The sequence below is a fragment of the Candidatus Krumholzibacteriia bacterium genome (genome assembly GCA_035268685.1).
Lineage (GTDB): Bacteria > Krumholzibacteriota > Krumholzibacteriia > JAJRXK01 > JAJRXK01 > JAJRXK01.
The window spans coordinates 1-12,552 of sequence record DATFKK010000178.1 but is presented as its reverse complement, the minus strand read 5'-3'; the positions used below and the strand labels follow the sequence as shown (position 1 = coordinate 12,552).

The window sequence follows — 12,552 nt, the reverse complement described above, 5'->3', positions numbered from 1 at the left end:
TCCGCCGTGAACTCCATCGGCCACGGTCCTGCCGTTCCTTTCCTCGACTCATGCTCACCTCCTGTGAGATCCCAGGATCTCGCAGATTGGTGTCCAAGGAAACCGTGGACCTACCCAGTTCTTCCAGAGACGTCTAGGTTTTCCGTTGCAGGGCGACCTGGTAGAATGCCTCGAGGATCGTCTTGTGGAAGCGCTCGCAGATCCCGTTGGTCTGCGGGCTCTTCACCTTGGTCTTCGTGTGCTCGATGTCGTTGAGCTGTTCCCACCGCTAACGCCGATTCGTCAAAAACTCACGCCGCCTGGAGGCCTCGGACGAGTCGTTCGACGGTCCTCCGGGCGGGTAGGCTGCGGGCCATCCTGAGTGTCGCCCGACCTCGTGGCCGTTGCACGAGCCCTGCTCGACAGACCCACTCGAATCTCATCGTCGCCATGCGCCGCAGCTCGAAGAGCGGCGACCGCTTCGCCGTCGCTCGTCGACGCGTTGCGCCCGCGTCGATCTGAAAGCTCACCATGGGATTGTGCGCCATCACCGAAAGGATCTGCCAGGTGCTGTTCGCGGCGTAGTCGTGTGTCGGAATCGCATCGAAGGCATAGGCGCCCTTCAGTTCCGACAGCACCTTCTCGTGCGCTCCGCGTCCAGCCATGAAGTCCCACAGCGCGCTCACGCCGACCGTCTTGTTCGTCACGAGCGCCGAGTACTCGTAGTGCCCGTCGTCGGGGTCGAAGAGATCGAACTGGTAGTTCTTCGGGCTCTTGTGCCAGACCTTCTTGCGGTAGATCGCCACTCTCCGCTCGATCCCCCAGGCCTCGATCGGCAGGACGACCTCGAAGCCGTCGAGGTCTTCGGCCACCCGCTTCCAGCGTCGCCGTTTCTGGACGATTTCCTTCAGGCCGAGCCATCGGTAGAAGGGGACCTTGATCGCGTACTCCGCGCGCGACTCGAGCCAGACCAGCAGATCTCGCCGGAAAAAGGCCCCATCCATGCGGATCTCGAGTTTCGAGCCCGGACTGACCTCCTGCAGATCGGCGAAGACGTCTCGCAGGAAAGGCAGTGCGGTCTTGCCGTCGTTCACGTTGCCTGCGCGGTTCTTCAGACCGATCACGTGGCCGGTCTGCGCGAGGTGCGCGGTGATCGGAAAGTAGCTGGGCACCTTGCGGTGATGAGGATTGTAGCCACGGCGTGCCCGCTCGACGGTCAGGCCCGTCGAAAGCACGGTGCCGTCGACGTCAATGGTCAGCCGAGGCAAACGAAGCTCTCCGAGGGTGAGTCCGAGTAGTTCGACCTGCAACGATCGTAGCGCAGCACGCACCGGCGCGGTGCACTGACTCAGCCATCGCGACAGCGTGCGGTCGGCGGGAAGGGTCTTCAATCCGCAGAAACGCTCGACGACGGGATCGCCGTCGAGGTAGCCAACGTGGCGAAGACGACGCGCGCCGGCCAGGAGCATGGCCAACAGCAGACGGACGATGGAAACGACGGGAAAGTCTCCGCGCAGTTCCAGCGGACCCGGGTGACGGCGCAGCCTGCGGGAGAAATCCAGGCGCTGCAGATACTGGCCGACGATCTCGAGACCGGCGTAGGAGGTCAGCTGATCGGCGGTGAAATCCAAGGCGAGAGGGGCGTTGACACGGCGGGCCAGATCCGCTTTTCTTCGTCTCACTGAGGGTGGCCTTTCGACACGCGGGGTCTCGAGAAGTAGGCAACTCCTTTCTGCCGCGATCGTGGCCAGATCTCAAGGAGAAAGGCGGCTCTCGTCAGAGATGCCGCCTTTCTTCATGTCGGTTTTCGACGAATTGGGGCTAGTCCCGGAACCGAGCCTTGAACGTACCCATGCTCTCCGAGTTGCCCGACACCGGCCCGAGCGCGAAGGGTTCGAAGAGGACTTCGGCGAGTTCTTCGAAGAACGGTGGGTTGCTGAGGTCGTCGCCGTCAATGATCCACGCCCGCAGACTATCCGCGTTCGTGGTCCCCCACCAGTTGCCGCGGAGATCGATCTGGACGGGCTCAGAACGGTATGCCTCGGCGACAACGACAGGCGACCCGTCCACGCGGAAGATGTGGCTATTTGTAATCGTCGCTGTGCTCATAGGTCCTGATAGGCGAATCGTCTGAACGGAACCGCCACGGAACACATTGTTCGCACCAGAGATCTCGCTGTTCCCCGTGATCTCGAGGTTACCGAACCCCGAACCAACAATGCAGTTGTTCATCTCCAATCGCGACCCATTAAATAGCGCTACAGAGGCCTCACCTAGAACGGCCGTCGCCTGCATCGTCGCAGACGACCCAAATGACAAGATCACAGCACAATCTACGAGTTCGCAGCCATCAATTACAACACCTGAGGCCCCGTTCGTAAGACTCACACCTCTTTGTTCACAGGAGCGAAACACAGAGTCTCGGATCACAATGTCTGATGCTTGACTTCCGCCGAGGACCGGGAACCGTACACGATCAGTTTCGACGTTCGTAACGCGAAGACCGAAAGCGAAGGTGAAGAAGAATCCGGACTCACAGTCCCGAATCGCAAGGTCCGTTGCCACTACACTGCCACTTGCTTCGATCGCGCGCTTGACGTTGACAACGGTGACGGACTCAATTCGTACGTGCGTCACCACGCCTTGAAGCAGGGCGAACCCCCACGGGCCCTGAAGGGTGAAGTCCGGCTCAGCGGGCCCAATAATCACATCGTCGCGACCCTCTCCGACTATCGTGAGTGAATCAACAACCACGGCAGCATAGGTTTCTTCGGTGTTTCCCCCTGTCGATAGCGGTACTGACTGCTGATACCACCCGGCACCTATTCGGACCGTATCCCCAGGAGCCGCCGCCAGGATCCCCGTGGAGATCTCGGTGAAGTCCCCGCTGCCGTCTTGCTCAACACGAATCGTGGCGGCCTCCGCATGAATTGCCGCCATCACCAAGACAAGGATCGCTACCATGAACTTCTGTCGCAGCACTACTCACTCTCCTCGCCGGCTGTGACGGCTGCGGCGCCCTACGGCGCCGCACCCTCTGTTCTACCGAACCAGAGTCACCCGGTCCTGACTGCTATGATTCGCGGACTTGAACTGAACGAAGTATACACCGCTGCTTACGCCGCGACCGGATTCGTCAACTCCAGTCCACCGGACGTGGTGCTGGCCCACGGGCAGCCATTCGTCCACGAGCGTCCGTACGAGCTGCCCTCGAGCATTGTACACCCGTACGGTCGCCTCGCCGGCGGATTCCAGAGCAAACCGCACCTGCAGCATCGGGTTGGCGGGATTCGGGAAGACGCTCTCCAGCCCAGTCCGATACTGGATCTCGGCGACTTGCGAGGCGTCACCGCCGCCGACCGTACCGATCACTGACCGTCCTAGACCACCCTCGGTAACGGAAACGGACATTGCGAGGTCGACGCCGTCGGGCAATCCGACCCAGTCCTCACCGCCGATTCCGATCAGGGCTCCGTCGTCCGATTCCGGGGACGCGTGGACGCCGATTCCTGGCCCGCCTCCGAGGCCACGGTGCGTCCGCAAGGCCTGCGGATACTCGAACACGACGAAGAGGTCCGAGCCCGCACTGACAGGTGCAGGGTCACAGAATTGCTGCACCACAGCATCGGACGATCCCATCACCCCGCTTGCGGAATAGAGAACCGTCGACAGGTCCGGAACCCCATCCTGCTTGGGGACGATCTTGATCGATGTCCAGGCAGCCGTACCATCGTTGTTGTGCCAGCTGACGGCATCGACGGTCGTTCCGAAGGAAGAGGTGGAACCCGTACCGCGGACATCCCCTCGTGCTACTCTGCTCCCATGCAGACAGCCCCCGTGGAGTCCGAGGGCTCACGCTCCACCAACCGGGAGTCGAGTTCCTTGAAGCGGTCGACCGTCGGCGCCCTTCTCGTGGTCCTGCTGTCCTCCCTCCCCACGTCCGCCCAGCTCCAGCCCGAGCCCGGCGACATCACGTTGTCACCCGACCCCCGGGGACGCGTGGGAGCGATGGACGTCCAGCCCCTCGTTCCCTTCGAACTCTACGTGGTGGCCACCGATCCTCCCGGTGGGATCTCGAACTTCGAGGTCGCGATCGAGGGGCTTTCGTCGGTCCCGGATCTCTTCGTCCTCGAGAACGAACTCGTCACCGCTGGTCTCGACGTCGCTGCGGGCGACTTCGACTACGTCGTCCCTCTCTACGAGTGCGCTGCCGGTAGCTTCGTACGGCTGATCCGGCTCACCCTTCTCGCCGCGCAGCAGCTCCCGGCCGATTCCCGGCTCTGCCTCGGGGGACCGACTCTCTCCAGCTTCGACGGTAGCCCCGGTTACTACGACTGCACCGGCGCTCCTCGTCCCTTCGGCCTGACCGACGGGGGTCTCGATCCGGACGGATGCCTGATCCTCGACCCCACCGTCGGCTGCGACCCGCAGACCTTCTACGGCATGCCGGAACGGCTCGCACAGCCCGGGGACACGGTGCGCATTCCGCTGACGTCCGACGTCGTGCCCCAGCCCGGCGGACCGCAGTGCACTCCTCCATCGGTGTTCGGGGTCGAGGGTGTCCTGCGCTTCGACCCGTCGATCCTGTCCTTCGACGACGTCACGATCGGCGGCGCCGCGCCCGACTGGCCGGTGTCGTTCGACGAACGAGCGCCCGGCGAGATCGAGATCGTGGCGGGCGCGACCGAGACCACCGACCTGTTCGGAGCGTCGAGCCTACCCGACCTCGGTGGTGACGCTCTGCTGCAGTTGGCCTTCGAGGTCCTGGCCCCCGGCACGGCCGACATGGTTCTCGAGATGCGCGAGTGCCGGGTCACGGCCGGGGATCCCGGCCCCTGCAGTCTCTCCGCGACCCGCATCGTCCGCGGGGCCGTCACCCAGGACCCGGTGCGCAACGACCGGGCGTCGTTCGGATCGTTGAAGGCGCGGTTCGGGCAGTAGTCGGTTCAGGAAGTCGTCGGTGCGGCCAGTCGGTTCGGGCCATGGGTTCGGGCAGTCGTCGGTGCGGGCCATCGGCGGACCCGAGGCGTCGTTCTTCCAGGCCCCACTTCCGCGGTGGAAGTGACGGGGTTGGGGATCGCCTGGGGATGTTCCGCGGTGGAAGCGGCGGAAGTACCGGAAGCACCGCAAGTGCCGAACCACCGTGTTGCCCCCCCCCCCGAAACTTTCTGCTACTCTCGCTCCACGCGCCGAGCCCTGTTGCGAACCCGAAGGCTCGCGCTCCACGAATCGGGAGACGAACTCCGTGATGCGGTCGACCGCCGGTGCCCTGCTCCTCGTCCTGCTGTCCGTCCTTCCCGCATCTGCGCAGTTCCAGCCCGAACCCGGCGACATCACCTTGTCGCCCGATCCCCGCGGGCGGGCCGCGGCGATGAACGTGACCTCCTTCGTTCCCTTCGAGGTGTACGTGGTCGTCACCGATCCTCCGGGCGGGATCGCCGAGTACGAGGTCGGGATCGCGGGTCTGCAATCACTCGGTCTGTTCGTTCTGGGGACCGAACTGCTGGCCGCGGGCACCGATGCCGCCCCGTTTTCCGACCTCGACTACATCGTCTCGCTCTCGGAATGCACGGCAGGCAGTTTCGTCCGTCTGGTCCGGCTCCGGCTGTTCCCGCTCGCGCCTATTCCATTCGACACCGTTCTGTGCCTCCGTGCCCCGGAACCCTCGAGCTTCGGTGACGTCCCGGGCTACGTCGACTGCGCGGGGGAGTCCCGCTCCTTCGGGGTTCCGAGGGGGCCGACGAACTACCCCGATGGCTGCCTGATCCTCAATCCCTCCGGCGGCTGTTTCGAGCAGCACTATTACAGCATGCCCGAGCGCCTCGCCCAGGTGGGGCGAACGGTGCGCCTGCCGTTCACGTCCGACTACGTGGAGCAGGCCAACGGCTTCCACTGTTGGCCGCGCGTGGTGTTCGGAGTCGAGGGTGTGCTGCGCTTCGATCCGTCGATCCTGTCCTTCGAAGGGGTCACGACCGGGGGCGCCGCACCCGACTGGTCCGTCTCCTTCACGGAGCGCGCTCCCGGCGAGATCGAGATCGTGGCCGGCGCGACCGAGACCAGCGAACTGCTCGGGGCGTCGAGCCTTCCCGACCTCGGTGGAGATGCGCTCCTGCAGTTGGCCTTCGAGGTGCTGGCTCCCGGCACGGCCGACGTGGTCCTCGAGATGCGCGAGTGCTGGGTGCAGGCCGGGAATCTCGGACCCTGCAATCCCTCCGCGACCCGCACCGTCCGCGGAGCCATCACCCAGGACCCGGTGCGCAGCGAGCAGTCGTCGTTCGGGTCGTTGAAGGCGCGGTTCGGGCAATAGACGGGACCATCGGCCGTTCGAAGACTCGTCGGACCGCACCCGGAACGGTCGGCCGCTCGCCCCGAGGCGCCGCCGCGCGATCCCCGGGAAGCCCGGCTGCCCGATCCACACCCCACACCCCGCCGATTCGCGGTATCATGGAGGCTCGCCCGTTTCCCACTTCTCGCGCCCTCCGGTCCCGTGGATCCCCGACGCTGGCAACACATCTCGTCGCACTTCGAGCGTCTGGTGGAGCTTCCTCCGGCGCAGCGTGATCGCGAACTGCAGGAGGTCGACCCCGACCTCCGCGACGAGCTGCGCGCGCTGCTCGACGCCCACGACACCGACGGCGAACTCGAGATCCCCGAGGCGCACGTGCACGCCCTCGTCTCCGATCGGGGCGCCGCAGCTCCGGAGATCGACGACGACCTGATCGGCACCACGATCGGTCCGTACCGCATCGGCGCGCGGATCGGCGTGGGCGGCATGGGCGTGGTCCACCTCGCCGACGACACCCGGGCCGACGTGGCGCGGCAGGTGGCCGTGAAGGTCATCAAGCGCGGCATGGACACCGAACACATCGTCGCGCGCTTCCGGGCCGAGCAGAACATCCTGGCCAGCCTCGACCACGAGGGCATCGCGCGCATGCTCGACGTGGGCGTGCTGGCCGACGGCCGGCCGTACCTGGTGATGGAGTACGTCGACGGCGTGCCGATCGACGTGTGGTGCCGCGAGCGCGCGCTGGGGATCCGCGAACGATTGCGCCTGTTCCGCGCCGTGTGCGACGCCGTCCACCACGCCCACCGCGCGCTGGTGGTCCACCGCGACCTCAAGCCCAGCAACATCCTGGTCACCCACGACGGCCGCGTGAAGCTGCTGGACTTCGGCATCGCCAAGCTGCTCGATCCCGATCCCGAGACCTCGCCGCGCACGCTCACCGGCCTGGTGCCCATGACCCCGCAGTACGCCAGTCCCGAACAGGTGCGCGGCGAGATGGTCACCACCGCCGTCGACGTCTACGGCCTGGGCGTGCTGCTCCACCTGCTGCTGACCGACCGCCATCCCATCGACGACGGCACGCGCGATCGCGAGGGCCTGCTGGCCGCCGTCGTCGGCGCGCGCCCGCCCCGGCCGAGCGAAGCCGCCCCCGACCGGGCGCGGCAACTGCGCGGTGACCTCGACCTGGTCGTGCGCGTCGCCATGCATCCCGATGCCGGCCAGCGCTACGACTCGGCCCTGGCCCTGAGCGACGACGTCGATCGCCACCTGCGCGGTCTGCCCCTGCAGGCCCATCCCGATTCGGTGTTCTACACGGTGGGCAAGTTCGTGCGCCGCCATCGCACCACGGTCGTGCTGTCGGTGGTCGCCCTCGTGGCCGTCCTCGGCGCCGGCGTCGCCACCGCCGTGCAGTCGCACCGCATCGCCGAGCAGGCCGAACAGATCCGGCTCGAGCGCGACCGCGCCGAGCAGGTGCAGTCGCTGGTGATCGACATGTTCGACGTGTCCGATCCCATCGCCGGCGACCCCGTCCGCGGCGACACCCTGCGCGTGCGCGACTTCCTGCGCCTGAACCAGCAGACCATGCTCGAGCGCCTCGACGACCAGCCCGCCGTGGCCGCGCGCTTCGCCCACCTGCTCGCGCGCCTGCAGGTGAACCTGGGCCAGTACGACGAGGCCGCGCCGCTCGCCGAGCGCAGCGTGGAACTGCGGCGCTCGTTGTACGACGACCATCCCGACCTGGCCGCGAGCCTGGACTTCCTCGGCACGGTGAACCAGTACCTCGGCCGTTTCGACCGGGCCGAGACGAACTTCCGCGACGCGCTCGCCATGCGGCGGCGCCTGTTCGGCGAACGACACCGGCAGGTGGCCGAGAGCCTGAACAACCTGTCGGGCGTGCTGTTCTCGACCGGCCGGATCGACTCGGGTCTCGTGCTCGACGAGGCCGCGCTCGCCATCCGCCGCGAGGTGCTCGGCCCGCGCGATCCCGAGACCGTGCAGAGCCTGAACAACCTCGGCGCCTCGTACCTCCAACGCGACGAGCCCGAGGTGGCCGAACCGCTGCTGCGCCAGGCCCTCGAGGCCCGCCGCGAGCTGCTCGGCCCCACCCACCCGCGCGTGGCCAACACCATGAACAACCTCGCCCGCACGCTGCTCGACCTCGAGCGCACCGACGAGGCCGAGGCCCTGTTCCGCGAGGCCATCGGGATCTGGGAACGCACGCTCGGCGAAGAGCACCCACGGCTGGCCGGCGGCTACTACAACCTGTCGCTGGCGCTCGAGCGCGAGCAGCGGATCGACGATGCGATCGACGCCATGCTCCGCAGCCACGACATCGACCGGGCGTCGTATCCCGACGACCACCCCTACGTCGGCGAATCCGCCTTCGAACTGGGACGCATGCTGCTCGCCCGCGAGCGCCGCGACGAAGCCACGCCCTTCCTCGAGCGCGCCCTCCGGATCCACCTGGCGCGCTACGACGACGACACCCGCGCCGAAGAGATCCGCACCCTGCTCGCCCGCGCCCGCACGCCCGCCGTCGGCGGGGCCGAGGGGAGCGAGTCGCCGTGACCAACGACGCCGTGACCACCTTCCTGCGCCGCTGGCACGCGGGCGATGCCGACGACTCCGGACTCGGCACCGTCCTGCCGCTGGTGTACGAGGAACTGCGCGCCATGGCGCAGCGCCAACTGCGCACCGAGCGGGCCGGGCACACGCTGCAGCCCACCGCGCTCGTCCACGAGGCCTACCTGCGTCTGGTCGACCACGACCGCGTGGAGTGGCAGAACCGTCAGCACTTCCTGTCGGTGGCCGCCATGGCCATGCGGCGCCTGCTCGTCGACCACGCGCGCGAACGTCGTCGCCTGAAACGCGGCGGCGACCAGGTGCAGGTGACCTTCACCGTGTCGCTGCCGGTGACCGGCGAGGATCAGATCGACGAGATCGTGGCGATCGACGATCTCCTCGACACCCTGGCCGGCTTCGACCCGCGCGCGGCGCGCGTGGTCGAGTGCCGGTACTACGCGGGGCTCGGCGTCGAGGAGACCGCCGCGGCGCTCGGGACCTCGCCGCGGACGGTCAAGCGCACCTGGCAACTCGCGCGGGCGTGGCTGCGCAAGGAACTCGGTGCGGACGCCTGAGCCCCGCGCGGTCTACTTCAGCAGGACCAGACGATGGGCCTGCCCCACGTCCGCTCCCGACAGACGCACGAAGTAGACCCCCGACGCCGCGACACGGCCCGCCGTGTCGCGACCGTCCCAACGCACCTCGTGGCGGCCGGCCGGGAGCGCCGTGTCGACCAGGGTCGTCACGTGGCGCCCACGGGCGTCGAACACGGCCAGTTCCGCCGGTCCCTCGCGGTCGAGCGAGAAGACGATCGTGGTGCTCGGGTTGAAGGGGTTCGGGTGGTTGCCGACGATCGCGCGGGGCGGCGCGGGTGCGTCTGCGCTCGTGGCCGCGCCCGCGGCGACGGCGCAGAAGTCGTCGACCTGCAAGGCTTCGCCCGCCACGCCGACCGACTCCAGATCGCCCAGGATCCGCACCACGCCGGTGATGCAGCCGCCGTCGACGCCGGTCACCGTGACGTCGACCAGCGCGTCGGGCGCGAAGGCGTCGGCGGGGATGTCGGGCAGGGCCGCCTCGACCGTCGTGCCGTTCACCGTGAGCGTGGTCGCGCCCCCGCACCAGCAGAAGGCGAAGCGCGCGAAGTCCACCGGCGTGATCCGCCGCAGGTCCCACGACACGCCGGCGCCGCTCAGGCCCAGGGCCTGTCCGCTCGCCGCCGAGCAACGGGCCTGCTCCACCGTGATCGTGTCGAAGGACGTCGAGCCGCCCGCTTCCAGGGCCTCGACACGCACGCCGATCTCGTTCTCGTCGAAGACGAAGTCGCCCGGCTGCTGGCCCCCGTTCCGCCCCCAGGTCTCGCCGAGCGGCTGTGATTCGTTGTCCGAGGCGTGCGTGCAGTCGCCCGGCGCGGCCAGCCCGCGCTCGACGCAGAACTCGTCGACCGTCAGTTGTTCGCCGCCGAGGACCATCGTGCGCACCGGTCCGCGCAGGACGACCTCGCCGACGACGTACGATCCCGTGTCCGTGGCCTGCACCGTGGCCTCGACGCCGGGCGCGACGGCCACCGGCAGCTTGTCGAGACTGCCGACGTAGGGTTCCGCGCCGTTGATCCCCAGGTTCTCGACCCCGCTGCGGCTGAGGAACACGAAGCGGATCTGCGTGGCGACGAAGGGTCCTTCCTCGAAGACGTACTCGCCGTTCAGGCGCAGAGTGGTGAGGGCGTTGCCGCTGCCGAAGCCGGCGATCGAAGGCTGCTCGACCACCGCGTCGCCGAAGGCGGTGCCGCCGCTGCCCGAGGAGAACTCCGCCGCGAAGACCTCGATGTCGCTCTCCACGAACATCAGGTCGCCCGGGCTCATGCCGGCCACGTCGCCATAGCGCGTCCCCAGCGCCAGCGACTCGTGCGTGATCGCGAGGTCGCAGTAGCCCGAGTCCGCACCGGGCCCGCCCCCGCGCACCTCGTCGATGAACAGCTCCGCGCCGCCGATCGTCAGTTCGCTGATGTCGCCGGTGAGCGTCACCGTGCCCTTGACGCCGCCCGGAACGAGGACCTCGGTGGCGTCGAGCGTGACCCCACCGCCGATCGGCCCGCGCAGACTGGCGAAGTCCGGGGCGATGATCAGCGAGCCCGTGCCGTTCAGGCGCAGGTTCACCGCACCGCCCTGGTCGAAGTACTCGAAGGTGGTCGTGCTGCCCGTGCCGACGAAGTCGAAGTTCAGGCCGATGAGCGCGAGGCGCGCGATGTTGCCCACGTAGAAGTCCCGCGGCGGTCCGAACGACGGCTCGATGGTGGCCGACCCGAAGCTCGGCGACCCGCTGACCTGGAAGGGCGTGAGCGTGACCTCGACCCCCTGTTCGGCGAAGGCCACGTCTCCGATCACGTCGCCGTCGAGCGAGCCCCAGGAGTCGCCCGTGCCGAGCGCGTCGAAGGTGACGACCGTCTGGGCGGCGGCCGGCGAGGCGGTCAGGGCGAGGAGGACGGCGAGCAGGGCGAGCGGGCGCGCGAGCGAGGGCATGGCAGGTCTCCCGTGGAATCCGGCGTGCGTGGGCGCCGGGGCGAGGTCGTGGATGGTCTCACGGGAAGACGCGACGGATCGCCGGGAGCGGGGCCACGGAAAATCGCCGGCCCCGTCCGGCACCCGCGCCCACGGCCTCAGTCCACGTACCCGCTCTTCACCGAACCCCACGAACGGACCGCCCCGTCCACGGTCCCGCCGACGAGTTCGAACCAGTCGGATTCCGCGTCCGCCCCGAACGCCGTCCGCACGAGTCCGGTCTCGGCCGCACGCCACTCGCGGAAGGCCAGCGGCAGCGACGGCTCGGTCTGGCGGACGAGTCCGGTCCGACGCCCGAACACGTCGAAGCCGCCCTTGATCACCTGCTGGTCCACGTACTCGAAGAGCAGGACGTCGAAGGTTCCGGCCGGAACGTCGATCGTCTCCGCGGCGGTGACCGTCACGTCGAGACGGGCCTGCGACGTCGCGTCGCCGGTGACGAAGTCCAGGGCCTGGACCTCGCTCTGCCAGGCAGCACCGACCGACGGATCGGCGTCGATCCACAGCAAGGGCGGATCATAGACGCGGCCGAAGCCCTCGACCGGCCGCCAGAAACCGTGCAGGAAGAGCTGCCCGTCGGCGAAGGTCCAGTAGTTCCAATAGGTCTGCGAGCTGCCGCCGATCTCGGTCTCCTCGTTCTCGATCCGTGTGGCGACCACTCCGGTCACCAGCGTCTCGTCGACGGTGACGTCGCGCGACAGCGTCGAACCCGACGGCGTCTCGAACGACGCGTCGTCCGACGGATCGAGTCGGAAGTACGGGGTCTGGGCGGAGGAGGACAGGGGCGCGAGCAGGAGAAGAGCGGCGACGACGAGGAACGGACCGATGCCTGACGGTCGACCGGCGGTGCGCACGAGAGGACTCCTGGGTGCGAGGGCGGCCGGGAGGGGACGTGTGGGATTGTACTGCAGGGTGTCCCGGGCGGGGAGAGGAAGGGCAGTGAAAGCCCGGTCCGGGTCCGCCGCAGGTGTCGGCCGAGCGGTTGGATTCGCGGTGGTCGACGGCCGGGTGCGTTCGGCGGCAGCGAGGTGGGTCGAGGCTCGGGGCGGGTCTCCCGCCGGGATGTTGCTCGCGTCGCGGTGTGTTCGGTGGCTCGAGCGGCGTCGAGACCGCTGGGAGATGGATTGGCGCGCCCGCCAGGATTCGAACCTGGGACCGTCGGATTAGAAG

8 protein-coding genes and 1 pseudogene are annotated in these 12,552 nt (G+C 67.8%); 4 read left to right on the top strand and 5 right to left on the bottom strand.

Features of this window, described 5'->3' with window-relative positions; translation table 11 throughout:
- Positions 1-136 precede the first annotated feature (136 nt).
- The 3 genes and pseudogenes from VKA86_17200 to VKA86_17190 form a co-directional block, all read right to left on the bottom strand.
- Positions 137-256: pseudogene (locus VKA86_17200) on the bottom strand (IS481 family transposase).
- A 34-nt stretch (positions 257-290) separates the two neighbouring features.
- Positions 291-1,610 carry an IS1380 family transposase gene (locus VKA86_17195; GenBank protein HKK72942.1) on the bottom strand — a complete coding sequence of 440 codons (1,320 nt, stop codon included), beginning with the start codon at positions 1,608-1,610 and terminating at the stop codon, positions 291-293.
- Positions 1,611-1,800: 190 nt separating this feature from the next.
- Positions 1,801-2,961, bottom strand: coding sequence for a right-handed parallel beta-helix repeat-containing protein (locus VKA86_17190; protein ID HKK72941.1), 1,161 nt, complete (start codon positions 2,959-2,961; stop codon positions 1,801-1,803).
- A 900-nt stretch (positions 2,962-3,861) separates the two neighbouring features.
- On the opposite strand from VKA86_17190, the gene VKA86_17185 reads away from it, so the two are divergent.
- From VKA86_17185 to VKA86_17170, 4 genes are all read left to right on the top strand, one after another.
- On the top strand, positions 3,862-4,920 hold the full coding sequence (locus VKA86_17185; GenBank protein ID HKK72940.1) for a hypothetical protein: 1,059 nt from the start codon (positions 3,862-3,864) through the stop codon (positions 4,918-4,920).
- Positions 4,921-5,224: 304 nt separating this feature from the next.
- Entirely contained in the window at positions 5,225-6,286 is a 1,062-nt protein-coding gene (locus VKA86_17180) for a cohesin domain-containing protein (protein ID HKK72939.1), read from the top strand.
- A gap of 180 nt (positions 6,287-6,466) precedes the next feature.
- Entirely contained in the window at positions 6,467-8,833 is a 2,367-nt protein-coding gene (locus VKA86_17175; protein ID HKK72938.1) for a serine/threonine-protein kinase, read from the top strand.
- Positions 8,830-9,402 carry a sigma-70 family RNA polymerase sigma factor gene (locus VKA86_17170; protein HKK72937.1) on the top strand — a complete coding sequence of 191 codons (573 nt, stop codon included), beginning with the start codon at positions 8,830-8,832 and terminating at the stop codon, positions 9,400-9,402. The genes VKA86_17175 and VKA86_17170 overlap by 4 nt, the downstream gene beginning before the upstream one ends.
- A gap of 12 nt (positions 9,403-9,414) precedes the next feature.
- On the opposite strand, the gene VKA86_17165 is transcribed toward VKA86_17170, so the two are convergent.
- The gene (locus VKA86_17165) at positions 9,415-11,343 is read right to left on the bottom strand and encodes a FlgD immunoglobulin-like domain containing protein (GenBank protein HKK72936.1); all 1,929 of its coding nucleotides are present in this window, start codon (positions 11,341-11,343) and stop codon (positions 9,415-9,417) included.
- 137 nt (positions 11,344-11,480) lie between these two features.
- Complete coding sequence (locus VKA86_17160) at positions 11,481-12,236, bottom strand: hypothetical protein (protein ID HKK72935.1); 756 nt, start codon at positions 12,234-12,236, stop codon at positions 11,481-11,483.
- Positions 12,237-12,552: the final 316 nt, after the last annotated feature.

Coding starts and splice junctions, on each gene's coding strand:
- VKA86_17165 (HKK72936.1), bottom strand. CDS start 11,343: ATGCCCTCGCTCGCGCGCCCGCTCGCCCTGCTCGCCGTCCTCCTCGCC.